Here is a 26,289-nt window from a genome sequence, read left to right as displayed (position 1 = left end):
CTTTCTCAGCGGGAGGGAACGGTCACGGCAGTCGTGGTGTCGATGATAGGCCGGATCGGCGATGGCGCGACGCGGTTTCGCCGTCCACTTATTTCGCATGCATATTCTGACCGTATATTCCGTTTGTATATTTCGTCCACATATTCTTGCCGCGTATTCCACCGATTCATTCCGTTCGTCTATCTCGGTGTCTCGCCGTCCGGAAGGCGTCTCATTTCCGCCCCGGCGCCCGCGGCTCATAGCGGCCGAGTCGTAGACTGAGACCATGCCTTGCACAACATTACTTGTAGGAAAAAACGCCAGTTACGACGGCTCGACGATGATCGCGCGCAACGATGACAGCGGCCACGGCCGTTACGACCCGAAGCGCCTGGTGGCGGTGCGTCCCGAGGACCAGCCGCGCCACTACCGCAGCGTGCTGAGCCACGTCGAGATCGAGCTGCCCGACGACCCGTGCGCCTACCTCATCGCGCCGAACGCCCTGCGCAACCGCGGCATCCTGGCCGAGGCCGGGGTGAGCGAGCGCAATGTGGCCATGAGCGCCACCGAGACCATCGCCGTCAACGAGCGCGTGCTCGGCGCCGACCCGATGGTGGCCTTGCACTCCGTTCCGATCGAGGCGGGCGAGTGGAGCGCGCGGCCGAACGCCGGCGCCGCGCCTTCCGTCGACGGGTTCTGGGCCTCCGTGGGCGAGCCCGAGGCCTACGACGCCGGCCGCGCCGACGACATCGCCAACCTGGGCCTCGACGCCTATCTCGAAGCCGACGCGCAGGCCGGTTCCAACGGTTCCAAGGCTTCCGCGAACGCTCCGGCCGCCGCTTCTACCGCTTCCAACACTGACACTTCCGCCACCGCCACCCGCCGCGAGGTGCCCGGCGGCATCGGCGAAGAGGACCTCATCACCCTGGTCCTGCCCTACGTCAGCTCCGCGCGCGAGGGCGTGCTGCGCCTGGGCGCCCTGCTCGAGCGCTACGGCACCTACGAGTCCAACGGCGTGAGCATTTCCGACGCCGACGAGGTGTGGTACGTGGAGACCATCGGCGGCCACCACTGGATCGCCCGCCGCGTGCCCGACGACTGCTACGCCGCCATCCCCAACCAGCTTGGCCTCGACGACTTCGACCTTGACGAGGCGCTCGACGACAGCCTTGGCAACAAGCGCGACTACCTGTGCTCGGGCGACCTGCGTGAGTTCATCGCCGCCAACCACCTCGACCGCACCATGGGCTCCGCGTCCGGCAAGCTCGGCCGGTTCAACCCGCGCGTGCTCTTCGGCACCGCCACGGCGAAGGACCACATCTACAACACCCCGCGCGCCTGGTACATGCAGCGCTGCCTCAACCCGAGCGAGGACTGGGATTCGCCGGCCGCGCGCTACACGCCGATCTCCGACGACATCCCGTGGTGCCGCAGGCCCGAGAGCAAGGTGAGCGTGGAGGACGTGGACAACGTGCTCAGCTCGCACTACGAGGACACCCCTTACGACCCCTACGGCCGCCTCGGCACCCCCGAGACCCGCCACCGCTACCGTCCGATCGGCATCAGCCGCACCGGCCACCTCGCCATCATGCAGATCCGCGGGTACGCGCCCGAGGCGTGGCGCGCGGTGATGTGGCTGGCGTTCGGCTCGCAGCCGACCACCTTCGTGGCGCCGTTCTACACCAACGTCGGCGCGACCCCGGCCTACCTGCGCCAGACGACCGGCGAGGTCTCCACGTCCACGCTCTACTGGACCAACCGCCTGATCGCGGTGATCGCCGACTCGCATTTCGACGCCAACAGCAACGCCGTCGAGGCCTTCCGCGAGGACATCGCCAGCCATGGGCACGCCTTCGTGGCCGAGTCTGACGCGAAGCTGGATGAGGTCGTTTCCGGTTCCGGAGCCGACGAGGCCGCCGAAGCGAAGCGGATCATGGAGGCGGCGAACCAGCGCATGGCCGACTACCTCGAGGCGCGCAGCCAGCAGCTGCTGGGGCGTGTGCTCTGCACCACCAGCGACATGATGCAGAACTCCTTCGCGCTGTCCGACCGCCCGCAGTGAAAGTGGTGCGATAGGTCGATAGGCTAGTAAGCCGATAGATGACAATCGGGGCGACGCGGATGATTCTGCGTCGCCCCGATCGCGTTTCGGATACGAATGATGCGGTCGATTGTTTGTGGATTGCGAATCCTAAATATCGAACCCGAAATGGTGAATCTGAAATAGTAAATTGAGAATAACGAATCGCAAGCTGCGACCCGCGACCGTGCCCCGGCCGAACTCAGTTGAATCCGATGACCCGCTCGGCCAGGTGATAGCCCACGCGGATGATCCAGCGGCCGACCGGCCCGCGCAGGTTGATGGCGCGCGAGGGCAGTTGCCGGCGCACGTCCCTGGCGATGGATGGCGAGACCCGCTCGAGGTTGGTCCAGAGCTCTTTCTTGACCGCGTAGTTGCGTGGCTGGCGCGAGAGGATGAGGAACGCGCTGGTCACCACGCTCTCGATGGAGAGGAAATGGATCATGTAGCGGTAGAGCCCGTCGGGCACGGTGCCGCGCTCGGGTGTGGCGGCGGCCATGATGCGGTTGACCTGCGTGAGCTGGTTGACGCGGCGGATCATGACGTCGGTCTGCACGCTCTGGCCCTCGCGGCCGATGAAATAGTGGTAGAACGGCGTGCTGAGGTACATGAGCGAGCCGACCCACGGGAACGGCTGGTAGGCGTAGATGAAATCGACGTAGAACGTGTGCTCGGGCAGGGTGGTCTTGGCGCGACGCAGCACCTCGGTGCGGAAGGTGAGCGCGTGCATGATCATGTACTGCGAGATGCCGAAGGGTTTGAGGTCGTCCCACGCCAGCCGGCGGCCGGGACTCATCACGTTCCTGAAATTGACGACGTGCTTGTGGCGCTTGCCCACCTTGTCGTAGACGTAATCGGTGACGAACAGGTCGATGGGGGTTTTGGCGGATGCGCCGGTTCGGGAGTTGGCACCGGACTGCTTGTCGGCCTTTTCGTCTGCCGTTTTGTCGCCGGGCTGCTGGCGCATCACCGTGAGCAGCTGCCGCAGCGAGTCGGCGCCCACCCAGTCGTCGGCGTCCACCACCTTGAGGTACTGCCCCCGCGCCTGGGCGATGCCGGTGTTGACCGCGCCGCCGTGGCCCTTGTTCTCCTGGTGGATGGCCCGCACGACTCCGGGGTGCCCGGCCTCGAGGCGGTCGGCCAGGGCCGGGGTGCCGTCGGTGGACCCGTCGTCGACGATCAGCACCTCCACGTCGTCGCTGCCGGTGGACACGAGGGAATCGACGCAACGCCGCAGGTATTCCTGCATGTTGTAGGCGGGCACCACGAAGGTGAGTGCCTTGAAAGTATCGTGCGACATAGTTCCTCAGGTGGGTCGGTGAATCCTCAGCGGATTGGGCGATTCAAATGTAGCATGGGATTTTGAGCTTGCCGGAAGACAGGGTTTCAGGCCTGTTCTTCTTGCTTGTCCCCTTCAGAAGTGGCGGTCTCGCCTTTTCCGTCTTTCCTGGCTTTCTTGGACTTGCGCTTCTTGTCTTTCGCGTCCTCATCGCTGCTCGACTCGGGCTTGTGGCCTTCATCGCCCTCGAAGCGCAGCGTGGGCTTGGCCTCGAGGCGCGAGAGCCCGTTCCAGGCGAGGTTGACGATGTGGGCGGCGAGCTGCTTCTTGTCGATCTTGCGCTGGTTGGCGGCCCAGTACTGCCCGGTGAACACGGTCATGCCCACGAGCATCTGCGCGTAGTAGGGCACGCCCTTGGCCGGCAGCTTGTGCTGCTTGAACGCCTGGGTGAGGATCTCCTCGACGCGCAGGCTCACGTCGCCCAGCAGCGAGCTGAACGAGCCGGCCGGGTCGGTGGTGGGGGAGTCGCGCACCAGCACCCCGAAGCCCTCGGCGTTCTCCTCTATATAGGTGAGCAGCGCCAGGGCCGTGCGCTCCACGATCTGGCGCGGGTGGGCGTCGCCGGCCGAGAGCGCGTCGATGAGGGTGCCCGTCAGCTTCTGCATCTCGCGGTCGACGACCACGGCGTAGAGCCCCTCCTTGCCGCCGAAATGCTCGTAGACGATGGGCTTGCTCACCTTGGCCGTGGAGGCGATCTCCTCCACGCTCACCGCCTCGAAGCCCTCGGCTGCGAAGAGCGAGCGGCCGACCGCGATGAGTTGCTCGCGGCGCTGGTACGAAGTCATCCTGGAAGCGTTTGCCATGGCTTTATTGTAGGTGGACGCACACACTAACTCGAGATACAAAATAAAAGTGGCTTAATCATTGGGGTCGAATTTTCATTCTCGAGTTAGTGTGTGCGGCGCGTCGGGCCTCGACCATAATCTTGGATGCATGAATACACATGTGATTATCGCCGTGGTGGCCCTGGTGCTCATCGCGGTCGTGCTGATCGGCGGCGGGGCCCTGATGGACCGCTCGCGCAAGCGTCGGATCATGAAGGCCGAGGAGCGCGCCAAGGCGAAGGCCGACGAGAACATCAAGGCCCGGAAAGCCGCGGAACAGCGGGAATCCGGCGAAAGCGACGACTCGGGCAGTGAGTCCGGTGAAGGCGCCAAGGCCGGTTCCGGTAAGTCCGGCTCCGAAGAAAAGCCTGCCGATTCCGGCGACAGCGAAGATGCCGAGAACGCCAAGGATTCCAAGGAAGCCGAAGGCGCCAGCGACTCCGAAGGCAACGCCGCAACTTCCGACGACGAAAAGGATGCGAAGCCATCGGCCGCGACCGGCAAATCGGGCGCCGTCGACAAGCCGGAATCGGCGACCTCCCGCGTCACTCGTCTGAAGGCGAAACTCGGCAAGTCCGCCAACCCCTTCGGCCGCGCGCTGTTCAACATCCTGGCCAAGGACCATCTCTCGGCCTCCGACTGGGAGGACGTGGAAGACACGCTGCTGCTGGCCGACGTGGGCAGCGAGGCCAGCGAGAAGCTGGTCGACGACCTGCGCGACGACGCCCGCATCACCGGCGCCTCAGATCCCAAGCAGGTGCGCGAGGCGCTGCGCTCCAAACTGGTCGACATGGTCGACGCCCAGCCCGACCGCGCCCTCAACGCCGACAAGCCGGGCGCGCACAAGCCGAGCGTCATCATCATGGTCGGCGTCAACGGCACCGGCAAGACCACCACCGCCGGCAAGCTCGCGCGCCTGTTCGTGGCCGAGGGCAAGAGCGTGATGCTCGGAGCGGCCGACACCTTCCGCGCCGCCGCGGCCGACCAGCTCGAGACCTGGGGCCAGAAGGTCGGCGTGCCCGTGGTGCGCAGCGACAAGGAGGGCGCCGACCCCGCGTCGGTGGCCTTCGAGGCGTCCAGGCGCGCCAAGGACGAGGACGTCGACGTGCTGATCATCGACACCGCCGGCCGCCTGCAGAACAAGTCGAACCTGATGGACGAGCTGGGCAAGATCCGTCGCGTCACCGAGAAGAACCTTCCGGTCGACGAGGTGCTGCTGGTGCTCGACGCCACCACCGGCCAGAACGGCATGACCCAGGCCAAGGTCTTCGCCGAGGCCATCGGCCTGACGGGCGTGGTGCTCTCCAAGCTCGACGGCTCGGCCAAGGGCGGCATCGTGGTCTCCGTGCAGCGCGAGCTCGAGGTGCCGGTGAAGCTGGTCGGCCTGGGCGAGGGGCCCGACGACCTGGCGCCGTTCGACCCGGAAGGGTTCGTCGACGGCATCCTGGCCTGAGCGCGCCTCACCGACGCGAGGACATGACGATGGGCGGCATCCGCGAAGGAGCGGTGCCGCCCATCGGCGTCTGGTGGTGGGCTATGTCTGTGGGCTATGTCTGTGGGCGGGATGCGTCTGGTGGTGGGTTGCGACTGACGGGTGGGTTATCGCGTCGGAGTTATTACGTGGTGAAGTCTTCCGGGGTTCCCGCCCGTTTTCGCTTTCCGGCGCATTAGCGATGTTATGGCCCGTGTTATCGAATCAAACATAAAAACACGCGAGTTATAAAGAACGTTTGACGTTCATCGATTTTTTTCTGTGGTCATACTCACAGATATTGTATGGCATACTTCACAGAAGGGGGTCTGGTCAGAGGCGACCTCGGACCTGCGCATTGAGTGTTTTCTTATTGGTCAACGGAGTGTCGAGCGTTGGAATGGCAGTGGTCCCAAGGGGCGCAACGGAAGGTTCGCTGCGCGAAATCCATCTGTGAATACTGTATGCACGCGATTTTAATTAGACACTGCATTATTCTCTGTGTGAAATACGTTGTCAGCTTCGTATGGCATCTTGGTCACTCGTTGCCTGACGCGGGATGTGTTCCCGTGCGATGGTGATGACGGTCGGCGAAACGTTCGACGTGTTTGACGTCACAATGATGAGCCGCTGCACAAATACAGATTTACATGCCACGTGTGTTTGGGGACGTGGCACGGGTTCGATGATTTCGAAGTCACGCGGAATGCCGCGGTAGAGGTGATTGTGGTGAGAAACAACGATACGCGTAGGGGGATTGGGTCCCAGAAGCGGGGCGCCGTGCAGGTGATGGCGGCCCACCGCAACAGGTTCCTCGCGGGCCTGTGCGTCGTGCTGGTCGCGGTGGCCACGCTCGCCTCCGTGCTCATCGCCCCGAACGCGCAGCCCACGGCCAGCGCCGCGCAGAACACTCCCGCCAGCGTCTGCCAGACCTTCAAGGATTCCAGTGGCAAGCCTGTCGACTGGCGTTCCACCGACTGCCCCAACTCGCCCACTGGGGCCAGCCGCAAGCCGCTGCTCTACCAGACCCTGGGCTACAACAACTCCATCGACAGCAACATCGACGAGGTGCGCATGGACGCGGTGCTGCGCGTGGCGCACGGCGAGGTGTCGTATTTCAAGAACGGCGTTGACGGCAAGCGCGTCACTAAAAGCGACCCCACCGGCTCCACGGGCCTCAAGCTCGCCTACAACTACATCGGCTCCGGCACCAGCGGTCCGAACGGCGCCAATCTCAACGATTCCTACAGGAACATGACCTACACCGACACCGGCGACGGCATGGATGGCGCGAACACCTGGGCGGGCAACGAGGACGAGTATTTCACCATCCACCAGATCAGCCAGGTGGGCGACTACGACTACGTCACCGTCTCGCTGGAAGGCGACATCGACTACCCGAACGCCGACAGCGGCACATGGTGGAAGGGACTGGTCACCAAGAACGAGGGCCGCGTTTCGCCGGCCGCGCCGGTCTACGCCATCGTCGGCGCCGCCGCGTCGGACGGCACCACCGACGTCTCGAAGCTCAGCGCCACCTCCCTGGGCACCAACCTCATGGCCGGCCACGACGTCCACGTCTTCCCCGGGTACTGCAACGACAATTCCAAGGTTGCCTGCCAGGTGCCGGCCTCGATGATCCACTACAACGACAGCTCCAAGCTCTGGAGCGGCGAGCAGGCCGATTGGGGCCTGGTCACCGACTACGGCCTGGGCGGCACCTTCGACGACACCTCGGGAGCGACGCATACCGTCGATCCCAAGACCTATGGCCAGCAGCGCAAATCGTCCACTCCTGTGGTGGGCGAGGGCATCGCCCCCAAGGACTCCTTCGCCATCAGCTGGTACGACGGCGACACCAACAAGCCGACCGACTCGTGCCACAAGTTCACCTCCTACTGGTACCAGTGGGTCGCGCTGAAGAACAACGAGGAATGGGTCCCGGTCACCGGCCTCACCGGCGACGGCGCGAAATTCGTCTCCGGCCAGGCCCCGGCGTACTCGTCGGGCAACGTGTCGACCCCCATCGACAGCAAGAACTCCAATGTTCTGGCCTACAACAACAGCGACACCAGCAAGCAGTCGAACCAGCTCTATGACGCGGATGCCCCGGACCAGCTCGCCGACGGCTCGATCAATTTCGCCGAGGCCAAGAAACTCGACGACGGCAGCGAGCTGGACGGCTACTTCAAGCTGGTCACCTGGCCGAACGTCGACGCCTCCGGTTGCGCCACGGATGTGGAGCAGGCCAACCCCGGCATCACCCAGAAGATGGCGGACGACGAGCTGAACAACAAGGCCGGCGAGGTCGAGAAGCGTCTGAGCGACGGCTGGACCGTGGGCACCGCGTTCTACAAGTACAGCATCGCGCGTCCGCAGCCTCCGAAGATCGACAAGTTCCCGGGCTATGTGCAGCGCAAGCAGCGCACCATCACCGGCACCGGCATCGTGGGTGACACGGTGCAGCTCTATCGTTCCGACCCGAAGAACCCCTTCGACCCCGACGATCCGCAGAATCTGGACCGCACGGGCATCCCGGTGGGCAAGCCGGTCGTCGTCCAACCCAAGCCGGGCACCGCTACGGCCGCGAAGGGCGGCACGGGCCAGCGCATAGGCGTCTGGTCGGTGGAGGATGACGACGACATCGACGAGAAGGAAAACGTGGTGGAGTACCATGCCACGCAGACCGACACGAGCGCCTTCCACGTTGTCTCGGAGTTCTCCGATATCCGTTTTGGTTACTTCCAGCAGGGTATCAACGTCAATCCCGAGATCAGGCTGGTCTCCGCACCGCACAGCACCACCGCCGCCGACGGCGTCACCCCCGTGCCCGTCAAAGGCAAGAAGGTGACCATCAGCGGACAGGTCAAGGCGCCGCACGGCACAGACCGGATCTGGGTCTATGCCAGGCCGCAGACCAGCGTCGACAGTTCCTCCACCAAGTCCTCGTCGGCTGCGACACCCCCGGACGGGTCGTCAGGTTCCTCGGGAACGGTGGGCGCGCAGACCGCGACGGCCGAGGACGAACCTGACCAGCTGCTCACCGGCGTCGATCCGAGTAACAGCAACGAGGTCCCCGATCCGGCCTACAAGCTCTGCTACGTCGGCCAGGTGCAGGACCTTGACGTCACCAAACGGCCGGCCGATGGCGCGACGGATACCGCCGAAGACGCTTGGAAGGCCAACTGGACATGCTCCGTCGACCCGTCGGTCTTCCTGAACAAGGAGAACACGGACGCCAACGGCGTCAAGACGCCCAACCCCTACTACCACCACGTGTTGTATGAGATCTCCGCGGTGCGCCAGGACGTCTCGCTCGCCGGCGCGAGCCCGGCCATCGGCAGGGCCAATAACCAGATCATCGACATGGTTCCTCCGCTGGTCTCGGTCAGCCAGACCGTCAGGCGCGACAAGGGTCTCAACGGCAAGGTGACGATTCCCGAGACGACTGCCGAAGGGGCGCTGAAACCCACGGAAAGCACGGTCGGCTACGACGGCAACTCCGGCATTCCGGTGACGGTCACCTGGCCCAACGGTAGGCAGTCGACGGCGCACACCGACAAGGACGGCAACTGGCACGCCGACATTCCCGACGGGATGAGGACGGGCAGCATCACGGTGCAGGCCACCGATCGCGCCGGCACTCTGCAGAGCAACCACAACAAGAATATTGACCAAGTGGATATGGACACGCACGGCAACGTCTCGAACGTGGCCAAGGCCCAGCTCACCGAGCCCCTGCCCGCCCTTCAGCTGCCGTTCACCGGCTCGCGCTGGTTCGGGCTGATGATGCTGCTCGCCGGCGTGACTGCGTTGCTCGTCACCGCCTGCGTGGCGCTGGTGTGGTTCCGCTCGCGCGGCCAGAGCGCCAGGCATTCGGGCTGAGGCGATCGGCCCGGGCGGCCGGATGGTTGATTGGTCGGTTCGTGAATGATGAACCGGCCGCCAGCCGGCCGCCCTCGCCGGCTTCGAGACCGGCGCGCTGGAATCAACCATTTCAGTCACAATCAAAGATTTGGTCCGTCACCGCTGTCTTGCGGACGGGATGCGGGCCGCTATGGAATGAACACAAAGAAAAGTAAGAAAGGGTATCCTTCCATGTTGTTTGAAAAGACGATCAGCCGGATTGCGGGGGTCGCCGTCACGGCGGCGACGCTGCTCGCACTGGCTCCCCTGGGTGTCGCGAACGCCGCCGGTGATACCGACAACACCGCGACCCGCATCACCATGCCGACCAAGAGCCGGGAGACCATCGCCATCCACGGCGAGACCAACGCGATGACCGGCCACACCTTCGCCGCCGTCAAGATTGGCGACTACGCCTACGCCAGCGTCTCTAGCGTCTCCAGCGACAAGCTCGGCGAGATCGGCGTGGAGACGAACGCCGACGTCAAGAGCCTCGCGCAGACCGCGCTGGACGGCGTCACCAAGGCCCAGGACGCCAAGTACAAGGGCAACCCGGTCGGTGAGGTCGCCGCAAGCTACCTTGGCTACAAGTCCGTCTCCATCACCGCTGACGACAAGGACGAGGTCTCCAGCAGCCACGCCGCCGCCGACGCGTGGGGCCGCGACGGCAACCTGCGCAAGTTCGTCACCAACCTGGCCAAGGCCGGCAGTGGCGACACCTCCTTCGCCTCCAAGATGGCGGCCGCTAAGGCGACCAAGCCGGAGGACGTCAAGGGCGATACCGGTGATTCCACCAAGTCGACCGTCACCATGACGGGCCTGGCTCCCGGCCTCTACGTGGTCGAGGACGTGACCAACGGCGTCAGCGACCCCAAGGCCGCCGCCAACTCCATCCCGATGCTCGTGGGCACCGGCATCACCACCAATGACGGCACCGCCTACACCAAGATGGCAAGCATGGACGCGCCGCTGGGCAGCATCGAGATGAAGAGCTACAACCCGACCATCGAGAAGAAGGTGCTGACCAAGGATGACGACGTCGAGATCGGCGGCGACATCAGCTACCAGCTCACCAGCCAGGTGCCGCTGACCACCGGCTTCGACCACTTCGTCTACACGATGGTCGACAAGCCCGGCCCGGGCCTGACCTTCAAGGGCATCGACAAGGTGACCATTGGCGACAAGCCCGTCTCGGCCCAGACCGACACCACCCCCGGCTATGTCGTCAAGACCGGCGCCTCCAGTGACGCCAACCATCAGGGCGACACCGACTTCATCGACATCGACTTCTCCTCCATCATCGCCAACCACGATTACAACTGGCAGGACAAGATCGTGGTCGTCTACCACATGAGCGTCAACGACAACGCCGACGAGGCCCTGGGCCTGACCAACAACGTCTCGCTCGCCTACTCCAACGACGTGCGCGACCAGACCAAGAACGCGGCCGCCACCGCGGGTGACGGCGGTGCCGTGACCTCCGGTGCCGACAACGGTTCCGTGGCCTCCGTCGCTCCGGCCGACGGCGGCAAGGGCGCGAAGATCCACTTCCGCCACTTCAACCTGCTGAACGTCGACAAGCTCAACGGCAACGCGCTGGCGGGCGACACCTTCACCATCAAGTCCGTGCCGCAGGCCCCCGCAGGCCAGGCCGCCGACTCGAACATCCGCTTCCGCAAGCTCGCCGACGGCTCCTACAAGAAGGCCGCCGACCAGTCTGACTCCAAGGACAATCCGGCGACCTCGTCGCTGGCCGTGAGCGGCAAGGGCAAGCTCCTCATCTCCGGCCTGAGCGCCGGCACGTATGAGATCGCCCAGGCCACGCCGACCCCGGGCTACTCCAGCACCTTCATGCCGACCTTCCAGGTCAAGCTCTCCGCGCTGACCAATGATCAGCTCTGCCAGGCCAACAGCGCGGTCACCTGCGACGTGCAGTTCAAGACCGAGCTCAGCAAGCCCGACTTCTGGGGCCTGGTGAGCAAGGACGCGACGACGCCGTTCACCGACGGCATCCACACCGGCTCGACCCTCAACTGGAAGCCGGCCGATGGCACCGTCGAGAACGCCGACAACTCCAACGCCGTCGTGGTGCGCAACGTCACCTCGATCTCCCAGCTGCCGCTCACCGGTGGCGCCGGCGCGATCATGGCGCTGCTCGTCACCGTCGTGCTGATGGTGGCCACCGCGCTGCTCATCGTGGCTCGTCGCAAGGTTCGCGAGTAGTTCGCGAGCCGTGTGCTGAGCGGTTTCCGCGCGTTGGCGGCGGGCTCGGCCCGGCTGGGTTCGGCCTGAATGGTTGAGCTGTTGAGCCGTTGAGTTTGCTGGGCTGTCGAGCCGCCGAGCGCGGGAATCGATAGGCGGGAGCGTGATCCGGTATGGGTCGCCTCCCGCTTTTTGCGGTGGGTGCCGGTGTGTGGCTTGTTGGCCCGTGGGTGTGTGGTCATACGGCTGGGTGAGGTCCCGTCGTGGCTGTGACTATGGCCGTGCGGTCGTGCCGGGTCCGGTACCGGTCGCCCGCCGGCAAATGTGCTGTTCAGCTTTTGTTTTTGCATATTCCTCAAATATTCCTTGCATATCGAGGTCGTTCGATATCGGGGTCCCGCGTCCGCGCGCGGTGGCCGAAACGCTGTGATGTGGTGATTGGAGATGATGTGATGCCGAAATCGTTGAGTTTCGACGAGGCGCTGGATATCCTCGCGAACCGGCGCAACCCGTGGCGGCGCAGGCTCGCCATCATGATCGACGTGCTGCTGGCCTGCTGCGCCATCGGACTGGTGGTGGCCGTCTCGTGGTTCCCCGCCATCTGGCTGGTGCACGCCTACCACGAGGACCAGGAGGTCAATGCCGCCGTCAACCGCATCGCGCAATGGCCGCAAGGCAGGATCGTGGGCGAATACCATCGTGCCCAGGCCTACAACCGCAAGGTCGCCGACTCCGGTCAGGCCACGTTGGGGGAGTTCACCGATCCCTTTGCGGACGAAGGTCCGGGAGGATCCGGTTCATCCGGTTCGTCTTCGTCCCACGGCGGCAAGGCGAAATCCAGGCCGGTCCCGGAAAGCGAGCGAGACACGGAATACCAGTCGCTGCTCAACGACGGCACCGGCATCATGGGCACCATCCGCATCCCCAAGGTCTCGGTGAACATGCCGATCTACCATGGCACCTCCGACGAGGTGCTGCTCAAGGGCGCCGGCCACCTCTACGGCACCAGCCTGCCCGTCGGCGGCAAGTCGACCAACGCCGTGCTGAGCGGCCACCGCGGCCTGAGCAACGCGCTGCTCTTCACGCGCATCGACGAGCTGCGCAAGGGCGACGTCTTCTACATCCAGACCCTCAACCGCACCATGGGCTACCGCGTGGTCGGCATTCACGTCATCGACCCCTCCGACACGTATCTCTACAAGGTCGTGCCGGGCAAGGACCTCGTGACGCTGATGACCTGCACGCCCTACGGCATCAACACCCAGCGCCTCATTATCACCGGCGTGCGCCAGCCCATTCCCGACCCGATCCCCGACCCGAACGACGCCAAGGGCGACCCCATCATCCTCGGGGTGCTGGTGACCCTGGGCGCGTTGCTGCTTGGCCTGCTCGCCGGGCTGTTGCGCCGCCTGCTGCGCGGCCCGCGCCGCCCGCTGCCGACCCGCCACGCCTCGCTGCCGTTCCCGCCGACACGTTTCCGAGCCCGCGGGGGCGCGCGCGGTGGCGGTCATGGTTCTGGGAGTGCTGACAATCGTCGCGGGCGTGCTCGCGGAAGTGCTTACGTAGGCGCTCATAGCCGTAGGGGTGTCATAGGTCATGGGGATGCTGGCGGCGGTGTCCGTGAACGTCGAGGAGCCATTGGCCGTGGCCGTGGTTCTAGGCGCGTCGCCGCTCATGGCCGCGGCAAGGCCGCCGGTCACAGCTGATATCTGTTGTGTTTCGGTTCCTTGAACCTGTTGAAGGGGTGCTTCGCATTGATATGTGGAGTACCCCTTCAGCGTATGGATCTGTCAATGATTGACAGGGAGATAACCCATGAAGGATTACAGGGCGAAAGGTGGCGTCGAGGTCACCGACGAGATGATCGACCGGTGGGACCGCGATGCCGGCAACGGAATCTACCACGGCGAGCCGGGCGAGGTGGATGTCCGGAAGCCGCTTGAGTAGCAACCCGCGGCGAAACGCAAAAGGTTCCCGACGCGAACGCCGGGAACCTTGGTTGTGGAGCTGATGGTAATCGAAACCACGACCTCTTCGATGCGAACGAAGCGCTCTACCAACTGAGCTACAGCCCCATGCCTCAAGTCAACGCTTCAGGCAACATTACGAAGTCTAGTACAACCCCAGCCCAAGCACAATTCGGCGGGTTGAGCCATCCGTGTTCGCTTCTTATGGATCACTTATGACTCATGTATGTTTCATCCCGAGCGGTGCCGATGCTCCCGTCACGCCCCGTCCGTCGCGCCATTCGGAACGCGCGCCAACCGCGCGCTGTCTCTTTGGCTTCCATGCAAGGCCAGATCCCTTTTATCCGGTCTCCGACCTTGCGTCCCGTACCTTCGACCATGTGATTCGTTCGTAGCCAAACTTCGCAGCCGATGCGCGGCTGTGCTATGTGAGCGATAACATAGGAACTGTTAGTTGGAATGCAAACGCATGATTGCTGGTGACGTGGAGGTCACGTCGGCGGGAATCGAAATTGAAAGGAGCAGTCATATGACTACGTTGGATGATTTTGGCCCCGAGGTCCGCGCCGAGGTGAAGCAGGTGCGCCAGGTCGTCGCCTCCCTGCACGAGCAGCTGATCAAGTGGAACCTGGTGGTCTGGACGGCCGGCAACGTCTCGCAGCGCCTACGCACCGCCGACCTGATGGTGATCAAGCCCAGTGGCATGCGCTATGAGAGCCTGACCCCCGAGTCGATGGTGGTCTGCGACCTCAACGGCGACCCGGTCGACGGCCTCGCCGGCCCCAGCTCCGACACCAAGTCGCATGCCTATATCTACCGCCACATGCCCGACGTCTACGGCGTGGTCCATACCCACTCCACCTATGCGACCGCCTGGGCCGCCACTGGCCAGGACATCCCCTGCGGGCTGACCATGATGGGCGACGAGTTCGGCGGCCCCGTGCCCGTCGGCCCGTTCGAGCTCATCGGCTCCGAGGCCATCGGCAAGGGCGTGGTCGAGACGCTCAAGAAGTACCCGCATTCCCCGGCCGTGCTCATGCAGAACCACGGCCCGTTCACCATCGGCAAGGACGGCGAGTCGGCCGTCAAGGCAGCCGCGATGACCGAGGAGGTGGCGCACACCATGTGGGCCGCCCGTCAGCTCGGCGACATCATCCCCATCGCGCAGGCCGACATCGACAAGCTCAACGACCGCTACCAGAACGTCTACGGCCAGCACTGACCTGCAGCCGTAGTCGTACCTGCGTTTCCGATTCCGCCATAAATAAGCCACTGAGATTCGCTCAGCGGCCCGTTTATGGCGGAATTTTATTATTGCGCCATATTTGAGCCGCTAAGGTCATGTCAGTGGCTTATTTATGGCGTAAATTGCGATGAGTTATGCACAACACGCCGAGGGGTCGGGCGTTCGACCACAGTGTCGGTTGGGGCTTCCCCGTCTGGCGCATGGGCGCCTACGCTTGGGGCATGAAAAAGCACAAGGAACTCGAGATATTGGCCGAACGGGCGGAATCCGAGCGGCGCTGTTTCTTCGGCGCCACCGATTCCCAGCGTAAGGCGCTGCGCAGAAGGCGCAAGGCCGGCGAATTGGTGTCCCCATACATGAATATGTATGCGCGTACGCACTATTGGCGGCAGCTGAGTCCGCCCGAACGCATGCTCCATCTCATTCGGGCTCTGGCGATGCGGCATCCACGGTGGGTGTTCGCCGGATCCAGCGCCGCATTGGTATGGGGCTTCGACTGCCCATGGTCGATGTTTGCGGACGGCAAGGTGACTGTGGCCAATGAGGGGTCCGCGAGTCACAGCAAATGCTCTCGTCTCGAGTATCGCGGTGTGTCTTGGTTGCGGGTAGGCAAGCATGGGGGAATCAGGGTCACGGATCCGGCGCGAACCGTGGTCGATTGCGGCATGCGTTATTCATTCGCACAGGGGCTGGCGGTCGCCGATTCCGCCATGAGGCTTGGATTGGTGCACGGCGATGATGTCGTGAAAGCCTGTCGTGGATTGCACCATGTCAAGCCGAAAGTGGGCAGACTGGTGCGCTATGCGAATCCGTTGAGCGAGAATGGCGGAGAGTCATTGTGCCGAGCCGTGATCATCGAGTCCCGTTTCATGCTTCCGCAACTGCAGCGTGTGTTTGTCGATCCGGCTGACGTGAGTGGCGTATATCGCGCGGATTTCTCTTGGCATTTTCGCGATGGACGGGTGGTCGTTCTCGAATTCGACGGTATGCGGAAATACGATGACACGGATATGACCGGGAATCGTTCCACCAGGGAAGTCGTACATGCGGAACGTGAGCGTGAATCGGCGCTGATGAGAGCCGGAGTCACCGATATCCTGAGGACCGATTACCGGGAAGTCCGGAATCGTGCGCCTCTTATCGCCAAGCTGGCCAACGCGGGTATTCCGCGATTTGCGCCATAAATGAGCCGCTGAGGACCGGTCAGTGGCGTAAAAATGGCGACTTTATGAAATTGCGCCATAAACGGGCCGCTCACTGACTCTCAGCGGCTTGTTTATGGCGCAAATCGGGAATGCTACCAGCAGGGGCTACATGTCCTCGACGACCAGGTAGGTCATGTCGAGCGGGCCGTGGACGCCGACGACCAGGACCATCTCGATGTCGCCAGTCGACGAGGTGCCGGTGATGAAGTTGAGGTTCGAGGTCTTGATCTCGCCGGACTTGATGCGCGGCTCGTAGTAGTCCATCGCCTGGCGGGTGCGGGCGACGATGCGCGACTTGCAGATGACGCTCAGGTAGTGCACGGGCAGGAAGTGGAAGGCACGGCCCTGGCCGGGCGTGGTCGGCGCGGTTATGGTGCAGGACTCGGCGCACAGCATGTCGGCGAAGCCGATGGCGGCCTCCGAATGGTTCGCCGTGTCTATGTTGGCCTTGCGGCCGGCACCCGGCACCCAGAACGACGGCTTCGGGTCGAGCCCGTCGCGCCAGCCGGTGAGCCCGAACGCCGAATAGCTCTCGTCGTCGGTGGGCAGCAGCAGCTTGCCGTCCGCCTTGGCCGCGATGAACTTGTCGAGCGCGGCGGGCAGGCCGGCCTTGTCGGTGGTCTGGAAGTCGACGTGCACCGCCGGGGCGTTCTTGCGCGCGATCTCGAGCAGCTCGTCCTGCGAATGGCCGGACATCGTGGTCTCGGGCAGGTCGTTGACCGGCTTGAGCGGATGGTCCTTGAGCTGATGGCGCGGACGCCCGCTCTTCTCGGCGAGATAGTTGAGGAATGTCTCACGATCGGTCATCTGTTCAGTCCTTCTTCCCATTGTCGGCGTTGCCCTTGGCACGGTCGGCATAGTCGCCGACCCCGGCCTCCTCGATGGAGCCGAGCGCGGTCGGCACGGTCGCGTCCGAAAGCGGCGTGGTCTGCTCGCGGCCGACCTTGCGCGCGGAGACGCTGTTGTCGTAGGTGCCGAAGGCCTTGGGAGCGTTCGGGTTCTTGGCGAGGATGTCCGCCTGGGTCTTGCGGAAGGCGTCCTCCCCACCGGCCTCGGCGATCTGGGACTTCTTGCGCTTGTTGAACCAGGTGCGGAAGTTCTTGGAATGGGCCGGCGGTTCCGGCAGGTCGCGGACCTTGGTCCAGCCGCCGAAGACGAACGGCATCCACTCCTCGTGCTTGCCGTTCTCGTCGAGGTTCTTGGCCGTGTCCGGCACGCGCGTGCCCGTCTCCGGGTCCTTGACGCCCTTCTTGGCGATGGCGTTCATCGCGACGTGATCGAAGGTGAGCGCGGTGCGGAAGAGCGAGGAATGGCCGGTGCCCATACCGACGACCTTCATGACGGTGTCGGAGATGAGGTCGCCCATGTGCTTGTCGTTCATCATCACCTCGCGGTGCTTCAGGATCAGCTCGTGCAGCGGGATCTTCACCGGGCAGGTGGCGGTGCAAGCCGAGCACAGGGAGCAGGCGTAGGGCAGGTCGTGGAAGTCGCCGTAGTCGCCCTGCAGCAGCGGGGAGAGCACGGCGCCGATCGGGCCCGGATAGACCGAGCCGTAGCCCTTGCCGCCGATGTTGCGGTAGATGGGGCAGACGTTGAGGCACGAGGCGCAGCGGATGCACTGCAGGATCGGCTCGAACTCGGTGCCGAGCGCGTTGGAGCGGCCGTTGTCGACGATCACCACGTAGAAGTCCTCGGGGCCGTCGGCTTCGTCGGGGAGCTTCGGGGAGACGAAGCTGCAGTAGGAGGTGAGCTTGGTGCCCACCGCGGAACGCACGAGCATGTTGTCCATCGTCTCGGCCTCGCGCAGGGTCGGCACGATGCGCTCCATGCCCATCACCACCACCTGCGTGGGCGCGATGGCCATGGAGAGGTCGGCGTTGCCCTCGTTGGTGACGATGTTGACCATGCCCTGGTCGGCCACGGCGAAGTTGCAGCCGGTGATCGACATATCCGCCTCGAGGAAGCGCTCGCGCAGCACCTTGCGCGAGAAGCGCGCCTCATGCTGCGGGTCGTTGTCGCCCGTGTAGCCGAGCTTGGCGAAGAGCTTCTGCACCTGGTCGCGGTTCTTGTGCAGAGCCGGGAAGACCAGGTGGGAGGGCTCGTCCCAGTCGTCGAGCTCCAGGATGAACTCGGCCAGGTCGGTCTCGGTGACCTTGACGCCGTCGATCTTCAGCAGCGCCTTGTCGAGCCCGATCTCGGAGGTGACCATGGACTTCGGCTTGACGATCTTGTGCGCCTGCTTCTTCTTCACCAGATCGGTGATGAAGTCGCGTGCCTCGACGTCGGTCTGGGCGAAGAAGACGTGCCCTCCGCGCTTCTCGACGTTGTCGGAGAACTCCTCGAGGTAATCGGGCAGGTAGCGGACGCAATGCTGGCGGATCTGCTCGCTCAGGTCACGCCATCCCTCCCAGTTGCCGAGCTCGGCGCGGGCGGTCTCGCGCTTGACCCACTGCGCGTCCTGGGCGCTGGAGATGGCGCCGTGCGCGAATTTGTCGGCCGTGCTCTGGTGGACGCGGTTGACGAAGTTCGGGTCGCCATACTGCAGCATCGTGCCGGTCTTCTGGCCGGTGCGGCGGAACATGGTGTCGTCCATTTGTGTGGTGCTCATACCAGAGCCTCCTCGTGTGCGTTGGACTTCTCAAGTGCGGCCTGGTCGATCGCCTTGCGGTCCTCGGCGGTGACGTACTTGACGCGGCTCATGTCGACATTGCTGTTGAGCACTTCCGCCAGGTGCATGATGGTGATCTTCTTGCCGAGCCTGTTGAAGCGGCCGCCGATGTTCATCAGGCAGCCGGGGTCGCAGGAGATGAGGACCTCGGCACCGGTGCTTTCGACGTCCGAGACCTTCTCGTTGACCATTTCCTGGGAGACTGAGGGCACCTTCATGGAGAACATGCCGCCGAAGCCGCAGCAGTTCTCGATGTGGGGGAGCTGCTTGACGGTCAGGCCCTTGACGTGGTCCATGAGGATATAGGGGCTCTCGCGCTCGCCCAGCAGGCGGGTCATGTGGCAGGAGCGGTGGTAGGTGGCCACGGCGTCGAGCTCCGCGCCGGCGTCGAGCACGCCCAGCACTCGGTAGAGGAACTGCGAGAACTCGTAGGTCTTGCTGGCCATCTCGTGGGCCTTGGCCTTGTATTCGTCGTCGCCCTTGGGCAGGTGGAACTGCAGCTCCTTCAACATATTGACGCAGGAACCGGCGGGGCCGACGATGTAGTCCGCGTCGACGCTCATCAGCGCGTCGATCTCGTTGTGCATCACCTTCGTAGATTCCTTCACATAGCCGCTGTTGAATGTGATCTGACCGCAGCAGATCTGTTGCATCGGCATGTAGGTCTCGCAGCCGAACCTTTCCAGGACTTCGACCATAGCCTTGCCGACATTCGGGAATATCAGGTCGACCAGGCAGGTGGAGAAGATCACTACCTTCATTTTCGCTCCTTCAATGGGCGCGCGCTTCGGCGTCCAGGTACTTCGGGTACTTCCGGCTCAGCGTCCTGTACTGTTCGGCTCATAACGTTCTAAGTCGGCGCTGACACCTCTAGATTATTACTGTAGGAGGCCGGCGCGAAATCCAGCTCGGCGTTTTTCGGATAAATTTGGATTGTCAACGTGACGTTTGTCACAAAATGGTTGATATGGAGCCAAAACCGAGGTTTCTGTAAGGAAGAGGGGTGATTTCGAGGTTTTGCGGACAGATGATTCCTTTCCGATATTGACACAATATTGCGTGTGCTGAACTGTTTTTCGCGGTTCGGGATAGGGGTTTGTGAAGGTCGGGAATGAGGTTTGTGGATTGTGTTGGTTCTTATCAAACCATAGATATAACGAAACGGAAAATCTCGGAGTGTAACGTTTGATGTTCTAAAGAACCGTGTCTCGACCTATTGACGGTACGGTTTTCGGGACAAATCACGGCGGGAAGGATCGGCGTCGGCCCCCTCAAGGTGGTCCCAATTGTTTCCTGCCTAGTACATTTTCGGGAGTAAAAATGAACTAAAAAAGCAGGAAACGGTTGGAAAGAGGCAGGATTGACCTGTTTCGGGCAGCAACGGTTGGTTGGGGAAACCGAGCGATGGGGATAGGTTACTTTTTGCCGAACTTCGCCTTGAGCAGGCCGATGATGGTGGGCAGCAGTGAGATGACGAGGATGGCGATGATCACCAGTTCGAAGTTCTCCTGCACCACGGGGATGCCGCCGAAGAAGTAGCCCAGCAGGGTGAACAGGGTCGACCAGGTCAGGCCGCCCAGCATCGAGAACGGCGTGAAGCGGCGCCAGCGCATGCCCGAAAGCCCGGAAATGAACGGCATGAACGTGCGGATGAACGGGAAGAAGCGGCCCAGGAAGACGGCGAGCGGGCCCCACTTGTCGATCATCGCCTCGGTCTTGGCCAGGCGCTCGGGGGTCATGGCCTTGACCTTGCCGCTGTCGATGATCTTGCGGCCGAAGAAACGGCCGATGAGGTAGTTGCACTGGTCGCCGATGATCGGTGCGGACCAGATGACGGGCAGCAGGGCGAAGAGCGGCAGCGCGGATTTGCCGGTCACCGCGTCGGGCGCCGCGAAGAAGCCGGCCGCGAAGAGCAGCGAGTCGCCGGGCAGGAACGGGAAGAAAACCACGCCGGTCTCGACGAAGACGATCAGGAAGATGAAGCCGAGCGTCGGGGCCACGCCCATCGAGATCCAGCCGGCGATGATGGTGCGCGGATCCTTCAGCAGTTCGATGAGGAATTTGATGAAGCCCATGGTGTCCCGTCTGTCACGTGTCGATTGTCAACCTCCACCACACTACCAGCGGGTGCGCGCCCGTGGCCCTGCCGCCGCCCGAGCGCCCGCGAATCTGCACAAACGTGGTGGATTATCGATGACGCCACTCACACAAGTCGAAGATAGCAACGGATGTTTGGCGGAATTCCGCCATTTTCATTGTCGTATCTTCGACTTTTGTGAGTGGGTTTCGGCGTTACTTGGCGAAGTTGCGCTTGATCCAGGCGGCCCAGAGGCTCGTCCAGACCTGGGCGCTCGGCTCGATCTGCGCGTCGTTGCCGGCGGCCGCGGTTTCGGAGGTGGCCAGGGAGAGGCTGTGCGGGCCCTGCGGGAAGATGTGCGCCTCGACGCTCACGCCGGCCTTGACGCAGGCGTTGAGGAAGAGCAGTGAGTTCTGCACCGGCACCACCGCGTCGGTGACGGTCTGCCAGATGAAGGTGGCCGGCGTCTTGGCGTCCACGTGCTTCTCGCACGAGATCTCGTCGATCATTTTCTCATCGTTCAGCTTGTCGCCGAGCAGCTTTTCGATGGTGCCCTCGTGGCGGTATTTGCCGGCGGTGAGCACCGGGTAGCACAGCGCCAGTCCGTCGGCGCGCACCTCGTCGGGGTCGTAGCCGTTGGCGCGCATCGCGTCGTCGCCGGTGGAGGTGGCCATCGAGGCCGCCAGCTGGCCGCCGCAGGAGAAGCCGATGACGGTGACGGCCTTCGGGTCGACGTGCCACTCTTCGGCGTTGGAGCGGATGAGTTTCATGGCCTCGGCACCCTCGAGCATCTGGACCGGGTACTGCGAGGGCTTGATGGAATAGCGCAGCACGAACGCCTGCACGCCGGCCGCCAGCGCCATCATCGCAATGGGCTCGGCCTCGCGGTCGGTCACCTTGTTGAAGCCGCCGCCGGGGAAGATGAGCACCGCCGGACGGCGACGGTTCGGGTCGATCTCCTTGGAGTTGTCGGCGATGTAGCCGGTGAGTGTGGCGACGCTGCCGTCGATGCCCTTGATGGTCTTGGTGATGTACTGCATGGTTTCCCTTCCTCTGCGCGCGGCGGCCGCTGTGTATATGGTGCGTGTCTCTCCGCCGGTGCCTACGCCGAATTCTAAGAAGCTTGCCCGACGGTTCGCCCCGGCTGTGTTGCCGTATCGCCGGCTGGATGATTCGATGGTCGGTTTGTTGGGTGATCAGACGATGAGCTCCTGCAGGTTGCCGAAGGACAGCGGCCTGCCATATTGGGTGCCCAGCGTTGGTTGCCAATGATGTTCGGGGTTGTGGCGGCTGCCTTGCTTAATTGCCTTTTTGGTAGTTCATGGTCCCTATTCCTGAAATTTCACTAGGTCTACTCCTGGAATTTCATGTGGTCTACTCCTGAAATTGACAGACTGGCGGTATGTATGTGGTGGTTGCGCCAGTGACCGGTCGGTCCTGCGAGAAACAAGACAGTCGCGTGAGAAAACGGACGGTCCTGCGAGAAAACGTACGGTTTGGGCGGCCAAAACGTACGAAAACTAGCGGGATTGTCTTGTTGCTGACCGAAGGGAGCGGCGATGGCGGGGGTTGCGTCACCGCGGTGATGGATACTTGGGGGTATGAAGACGCAGGAACCTGAATATGACGGCGAGCCGGACCGTAAGAATAATGACGTGGTGAGAGGCGGGGCCGTGCGTGGGGAACAAGTGATGAGTAATGGGAACGCATGTGGAGAACAAGTAATGAGTAACGAGAGCGCGCGGGCCGCCGAGGAAACGAATGGCGCGGAAGACGTTGTGGCGAAGACAGCCAGACCCTCCGGACCCGCCGGGCCGGTGGTGGAGATACCGCGGGGGACGGTGGTGCTGGCTGCGACGCCGATCGGCAACATGGGCGACGCCTCCGCACGCCTGGTCGCGCTGCTCGAGCGGGCCGACATCGTGGCCGCCGAGGACACGCGCCGCCTCTACGATCTGGCCAACCGGCTGGGCGTGCATGTGGGCGGCCGGGTGGTCGCCAACCACGACCACAACGAGCGAGAGAAGGCCGATGGCCTGCTGGACGAGGTGGAGCGCGGCGCGACGGTGCTGGTGGTCTCCGACGCCGGCATGCCCACCGTCAACGACCCGGGCGTGGCCATCGTGCGCCGAGCCATCGAGCGTGATCTGCCGGTGACCTGCGCGCCCGGCCCCAGCGCGGTGCTTGACGCCCTCGCCCTCTCCGGGCTGCCGACCGACCGGTTCTGCTACGAGGGATTCGTGCCGCGCAAGCACAACGAGCGCATCCAACGGTTCCGCTCGCTGCGCGCCGAACGCCGGACCATCGTCTTCTACGAGACCCTGCACCGCATCGCCGGCACGATGGACGACCTGCTCGACCAGTTCGGCCCCGGCCGTCCGATGGCGCTGTGCCGCGAGCTCACCAAGGGCTACGAGCAGATCCGGCGGGGCAGTGTCGCCGAGATCCGTCAGTCCGTGGTCGACGACCCGCCGCGCGGCGAGATCGTTCTGGTCATCGCCGGCGCCAGAGAGGAGGAGGCGCTCGCGGCCGATGCGGGAACCGGGCAGGCGCTGAGCGTCGCCGATCTGGCCGCGCTCGCCATCGAACGCTCCAAGGCGCAGGGTCTGCGCGTCAAGGACGCCATCGCCGCCGTGGTCGCCGAGCACCCGCTGCCCGATGGCTCGCTCGCCAACCGCAAGGCCGTCTACGCCGAGACGCTGAAGCTCAAGTAGGTCCCCGGCGCAAGCGTATCGACGATGTCCGTCGGCAGGTTCCATGGTGTGCGCATGGGTGGTATGGCAGGCGGATGTCGTGTCATGGGCGGTTGTCGCAGGTCGTTGCCGCGTGTGGAGAACGAGTGTGGGTGCTGGGGTGTCTGCGTCAAGATGGGTTTCGCGCCAGAGAACTTCATCGCGAGTTGTGGGCGTGGCGTGGTCGGTTGATATCGCACTTCCGCTGAGCGGGCCGCGGCTCGGACGCGAGTGTGCCGGCATCGTCCGCTCGGCCGCAAAATCGGGGATGGATATGCTGGTTCCGAAAACCCGAATGCGCCTGAAGAACATGTATTGCGTTTCGCTGCGCCGTTTGTGTCGTGGGTCACAGGTGTGCTAAAAACGGCGGAATTTCAACGTTTGTCTGATATCAAAAAACCGCATTACGCAAAAATAACCGCTGTGCGTGCTTTATCGGGCGAAATAGCAACTAACGAGATGTAATCGCCAAGCAATCTCTGTAAGACTGATGGTGTTATGAACAAATCAATAATCATCATCACGGCGGCGTCCATGCTCCTTTCCGTTTTCGGAGCCCCGGCGGCCAACGCCTCAAGTACATCATCCATCGATTCCGCGGCACCGACCGCGCAGAGCAGTGCGGCTATTCCCTCCGGTTCCTCAAACTCTTCCGACGATTCCTCGGCGCAACCGGCGCAGACAGAGCAGTCGGCCTCCAATCCAACCAACACGTCCAACGCCACCAAGCCCCAGCAGGCGGCATCCGGTGACCCGTCCTCCAAGCCCGAGGCGACCGGCCTCGGCGCCTCCGCCTCGGCGGTCTCGGCTTCCAACGCTTCCCAGTCTCAGGTCTCCACGCAGGACGACGACAGCCAAGGCACCGTCGTCATCGAGGCCTGGAACCGCGACCATCCCCAGGATGACCCGGTGACCGTCACAGTGACCGCTGCGGTCGGCTCGTCCGTCAACCTGAGGACGCCGATCGAGCAGAAGACCAACAAGGACACCTTCTTCGGCGCCACCCCTTCGTACAAGGTCACCGAAAACGGCAGCCAGAAGACGTACTATTACCATCTCATCGGCTGGAACACCGAGCGTGACGGCTCCGGCCAGCCGCTGACCACCAGCACCGGAACCGGCTACTCCGACGACTACACCGTTGAGCCCGGCACGCACCACTTCTACTTCATCTGGAACAAGTACGCGGTCGACTTCCAGGGCGTCGTGCCCAAGGCCGATGGTTCCGGCGACACCCGCTACAACGCGTTCGCCAAGACGGGCGTCGACCATCTGGGCGACTCGATCACGCTGCCGCAGCCCGGGCAAACCAGCAAGTGGATGAACGCCACCTTCCTCGGCTGGAACACGAAGCTTGACGGCACCGGCACGACCTACCAGCCCGGCGACACCTTCGTCACGCCGAGCGGCGAATCCGAATACGACCAGATGCCGATCGATTTCGCCGGCGAAAGGCCCCGCCTGGGTGTGACCCTTTACGGACGCTGGCAGTACGTGGTCTCGTTCGACGCCGGCGAAGGTACGACGTCCGCGCCGGACCAGACGTTCCCGATCAGCCAGAACGGCCTCTCCTTCTTCACGCCGACCCAGCCCGCCGACCCGACGCGTCCCGGCTATAAGTTCCTCGGCTGGTTCCAGCCGAACGCCCGCTACGCCTACAACTTCAGCGCGACCCTCATGACCAGCACCACGTTCACCGCGCACTGGGCTCCGATCGTCGATTTCACGGCCGGCACCGGGCACGATGCGGACGATCCCGCTGACGCCGCGGCGAATGCCGATGGCAAGGTGACGCTGCCCGCAGCGCCAAGCAAGACCTTCAACCAGGGCGGCACGGATTATCGCTACGTCTTCCTCGGCTGGCAGGCCGATGGCGAGGAGCTGCTGAACGGCGCCGGGTCTTCGGTCTCGGTCGACGGTCCGACCTCGTTCACGGGCAAGTGGGCGAAGTACCGGCTGACGCTCGAGCCAGGTACGGAAGCTAACGGCGATAGTCAGAAGGTGGCCTACTTGGGCGGGGATTTGCCCGATTCCATTGAGCTGCCTGCCGCGCCGTCGACATATGCCAAGGATAAGTATCATTTCGCAGGCTGGCAGGTCAACGGCGAGGGCAAGACCTATCAGCCCGGCGAGAAGTTCCAGGCCAAGGACGATATGGTGACCGGTGTTGATTCCGAGACCAGGGCGAACGAGCCGTACGCCCAGATCGTGCTGACCGCCGCCTGGGAGAAGGACGCTACCTCAGAGGAGCCTTCCACGGGTGACAACGGTTCCAACGGCACCGTTTCGAATGGCAATGATTCTGATGGCACGGCCTCCGACCAGACCGGCTCAGCCGCCGACAAGGCCGGCAACAAGGCCGGCAACAAGGCCAAGGCCGCTGATGCCCAGTCCCGCCTGGCTTCCACGGGCAGCGCGACCATGCCTCTTCTGGTGGTCTCGCTCATGCTGATGGCCGCCGGCGCGGCCGCGTGGATCGCGATGCGTCGTCGTGACTGATGTTCGCCACTGAAAACTGAAAGACCAACGGGTCCGAGGGCAACACCTCGGGCCCGTTTTTTATCGGACCGATTGGATTGGCCGGCGATGAGCC

General features: G+C 63.5%; 16 protein-coding genes, 1 tRNA gene and 1 pseudogene. 10 read left to right on the top strand and 8 right to left on the bottom strand.

Going from position 1 to position 26,289, the window contains the following annotated elements; genetic code table 11:
* Window positions 1-265 precede the first annotated feature (265 nt).
* Window positions 266-1,957: pseudogene (locus PT282_RS07275) on the top strand (C69 family dipeptidase); the annotation flags it as partial.
* A 304-nt stretch (window positions 1,958-2,261) separates the two neighbouring features.
* Here PT282_RS07275 and PT282_RS07270 read toward each other — a convergent pair.
* Entirely contained in the window at window positions 2,262-3,359 is a 1,098-nt protein-coding gene (locus tag PT282_RS07270; protein ID WP_277168859.1) for a glycosyltransferase family 2 protein, read from the bottom strand.
* An 86-nt stretch (window positions 3,360-3,445) separates the two neighbouring features.
* On the bottom strand, window positions 3,446-4,201 hold the full coding sequence (locus PT282_RS07265) for a TetR/AcrR family transcriptional regulator (RefSeq protein WP_277168858.1): 756 nt from the start codon (window positions 4,199-4,201) through the stop codon (window positions 3,446-3,448).
* 130 nt (window positions 4,202-4,331) lie between these two features.
* On the opposite strand from PT282_RS07265, the gene ftsY reads away from it, so the two are divergent.
* The 5 genes from ftsY (at window position 4,332) to PT282_RS07240 (ending at window position 13,748) form a co-directional block, all read left to right on the top strand.
* On the top strand, window positions 4,332-5,675 hold the full coding sequence (gene ftsY, locus PT282_RS07260) for a signal recognition particle-docking protein FtsY (protein WP_277168857.1): 1,344 nt from the start codon (window positions 4,332-4,334) through the stop codon (window positions 5,673-5,675).
* A gap of 747 nt (window positions 5,676-6,422) precedes the next feature.
* Window positions 6,423-9,578 (top strand): hypothetical protein, encoded by a 3,156-nt coding sequence (locus PT282_RS07255; protein WP_277168856.1) that lies wholly within the window; start codon window positions 6,423-6,425, stop codon window positions 9,576-9,578.
* A 213-nt stretch (window positions 9,579-9,791) separates the two neighbouring features.
* On the top strand, window positions 9,792-11,822 hold the full coding sequence (locus tag PT282_RS07250) for an isopeptide-forming domain-containing fimbrial protein (RefSeq protein WP_277168855.1): 2,031 nt from the start codon (window positions 9,792-9,794) through the stop codon (window positions 11,820-11,822).
* Window positions 11,823-12,253: 431 nt separating this feature from the next.
* Window positions 12,254-13,507: a class C sortase gene (locus tag PT282_RS07245; protein ID WP_277168854.1), complete on the top strand. Its 1,254-nt coding sequence runs from the start codon at window positions 12,254-12,256 to the stop codon at window positions 13,505-13,507.
* A 109-nt stretch (window positions 13,508-13,616) separates the two neighbouring features.
* Window positions 13,617-13,748: a hypothetical protein gene (locus PT282_RS07240; protein ID WP_277168853.1), complete on the top strand. Its 132-nt coding sequence runs from the start codon at window positions 13,617-13,619 to the stop codon at window positions 13,746-13,748.
* A 55-nt stretch (window positions 13,749-13,803) separates the two neighbouring features.
* Here PT282_RS07240 and PT282_RS07235 read toward each other — a convergent pair.
* Window positions 13,804-13,876: transfer RNA gene (locus PT282_RS07235), tRNA-Ala, on the bottom strand.
* Window positions 13,877-14,297: 421 nt separating this feature from the next.
* Here PT282_RS07235 and PT282_RS07230 point away from each other — a divergent pair.
* Window positions 14,298-14,990 (top strand): L-ribulose-5-phosphate 4-epimerase, encoded by a 693-nt coding sequence (locus tag PT282_RS07230; protein WP_277168852.1) that lies wholly within the window; start codon window positions 14,298-14,300, stop codon window positions 14,988-14,990.
* A gap of 245 nt (window positions 14,991-15,235) precedes the next feature.
* A complete protein-coding gene (locus tag PT282_RS07225; protein WP_277168851.1) occupies window positions 15,236-16,198 on the top strand; it encodes a hypothetical protein in 963 nt (320 codons plus the stop codon).
* Between the two features lie 126 nt (window positions 16,199-16,324).
* Here the strand turns inward: PT282_RS07225 and PT282_RS07220 are convergent, their stop codons facing one another.
* The 5 genes from PT282_RS07220 to PT282_RS07200 all read right to left on the bottom strand — a co-directional run bounded on the left by PT282_RS07220 (window position 16,325) and on the right by PT282_RS07200 (window position 22,004).
* A complete protein-coding gene (locus PT282_RS07220) occupies window positions 16,325-17,026 on the bottom strand; it encodes a lactate utilization protein C (protein ID WP_277168850.1) in 702 nt (233 codons plus the stop codon).
* Window positions 17,027-17,030: 4 nt separating this feature from the next.
* Complete coding sequence (locus tag PT282_RS07215) at window positions 17,031-18,827, bottom strand: LutB/LldF family L-lactate oxidation iron-sulfur protein (protein ID WP_277168849.1); 1,797 nt, start codon at window positions 18,825-18,827, stop codon at window positions 17,031-17,033.
* Window positions 18,824-19,648 carry a (Fe-S)-binding protein gene (locus PT282_RS07210; RefSeq protein WP_277168848.1) on the bottom strand — a complete coding sequence of 275 codons (825 nt, stop codon included), beginning with the start codon at window positions 19,646-19,648 and terminating at the stop codon, window positions 18,824-18,826. Before PT282_RS07210 ends, PT282_RS07215 begins: the two co-directional genes overlap by 4 nt.
* 654 nt (window positions 19,649-20,302) lie before the next feature.
* A complete protein-coding gene (locus PT282_RS07205; protein WP_277168847.1) occupies window positions 20,303-20,962 on the bottom strand; it encodes a VTT domain-containing protein in 660 nt (219 codons plus the stop codon).
* A 217-nt stretch (window positions 20,963-21,179) separates the two neighbouring features.
* The gene (locus tag PT282_RS07200) at window positions 21,180-22,004 is read right to left on the bottom strand and encodes an alpha/beta hydrolase (protein WP_277168846.1); all 825 of its coding nucleotides are present in this window, start codon (window positions 22,002-22,004) and stop codon (window positions 21,180-21,182) included.
* Between the two features lie 684 nt (window positions 22,005-22,688).
* On the opposite strand from PT282_RS07200, the gene rsmI reads away from it, so the two are divergent.
* The gene (gene rsmI / locus PT282_RS07195; protein WP_277168845.1) at window positions 22,689-23,678 is read left to right on the top strand and encodes a 16S rRNA (cytidine(1402)-2'-O)-methyltransferase; all 990 of its coding nucleotides are present in this window, start codon (window positions 22,689-22,691) and stop codon (window positions 23,676-23,678) included.
* A 516-nt stretch (window positions 23,679-24,194) separates the two neighbouring features.
* The gene (locus PT282_RS07190) at window positions 24,195-26,195 is read left to right on the top strand and encodes an InlB B-repeat-containing protein (RefSeq protein ID WP_277168844.1); all 2,001 of its coding nucleotides are present in this window, start codon (window positions 24,195-24,197) and stop codon (window positions 26,193-26,195) included.
* The last annotated feature ends 94 nt before the right edge of the window (window positions 26,196-26,289 follow it).

This window comes from Bifidobacterium sp. ESL0763, assembly GCF_029433395.1.
In the GTDB taxonomy this organism is placed as follows: domain Bacteria; phylum Actinomycetota; class Actinomycetes; order Actinomycetales; family Bifidobacteriaceae; genus Bifidobacterium.
This window is presented reverse-complemented; position numbering and strand designations above follow the sequence as displayed.

What these genes read in the sequence shown, in the direction of transcription:
- PT282_RS07230 (WP_277168852.1), top strand. Translation starts at nt 14,298, where the DNA reads ATGACTACGTTGGATGATTTTGGCCCCGAGGTCCGCGCCGAGGTGAAG.
- PT282_RS07225 (WP_277168851.1), top strand. Translation starts at nt 15,236, where the DNA reads ATGAAAAAGCACAAGGAACTCGAGATATTGGCCGAACGGGCGGAATCC.
- rsmI (WP_277168845.1), top strand. Translation starts at nt 22,689, where the DNA reads ATGAGTAACGAGAGCGCGCGGGCCGCCGAGGAAACGAATGGCGCGGAA.
- PT282_RS07265 (WP_277168858.1), bottom strand. Translation starts at nt 4,201, where the DNA reads ATGGCAAACGCTTCCAGGATGACTTCGTACCAGCGCCGCGAGCAACTC.
- PT282_RS07190 (WP_277168844.1), top strand. Translation starts at nt 24,195, where the DNA reads ATGAACAAATCAATAATCATCATCACGGCGGCGTCCATGCTCCTTTCC.
- ftsY (WP_277168857.1), top strand. Translation starts at nt 4,332, where the DNA reads ATGAATACACATGTGATTATCGCCGTGGTGGCCCTGGTGCTCATCGCG.
- PT282_RS07220 (WP_277168850.1), bottom strand. Translation starts at nt 17,026, where the DNA reads ATGACCGATCGTGAGACATTCCTCAACTATCTCGCCGAGAAGAGCGGG.
- PT282_RS07205 (WP_277168847.1), bottom strand. Translation starts at nt 20,962, where the DNA reads ATGGGCTTCATCAAATTCCTCATCGAACTGCTGAAGGATCCGCGCACC.
- PT282_RS07250 (WP_277168855.1), top strand. Translation starts at nt 9,792, where the DNA reads ATGTTGTTTGAAAAGACGATCAGCCGGATTGCGGGGGTCGCCGTCACG.
- PT282_RS07215 (WP_277168849.1), bottom strand. Translation starts at nt 18,827, where the DNA reads ATGAGCACCACACAAATGGACGACACCATGTTCCGCCGCACCGGCCAG.
- PT282_RS07210 (WP_277168848.1), bottom strand. Translation starts at nt 19,648, where the DNA reads ATGAAGGTAGTGATCTTCTCCACCTGCCTGGTCGACCTGATATTCCCG.
- PT282_RS07200 (WP_277168846.1), bottom strand. Translation starts at nt 22,004, where the DNA reads ATGCAGTACATCACCAAGACCATCAAGGGCATCGACGGCAGCGTCGCC.
- PT282_RS07245 (WP_277168854.1), top strand. Translation starts at nt 12,254, where the DNA reads ATGCCGAAATCGTTGAGTTTCGACGAGGCGCTGGATATCCTCGCGAAC.
- PT282_RS07270 (WP_277168859.1), bottom strand. Translation starts at nt 3,359, where the DNA reads ATGTCGCACGATACTTTCAAGGCACTCACCTTCGTGGTGCCCGCCTAC.
- PT282_RS07240 (WP_277168853.1), top strand. Translation starts at nt 13,617, where the DNA reads ATGAAGGATTACAGGGCGAAAGGTGGCGTCGAGGTCACCGACGAGATG.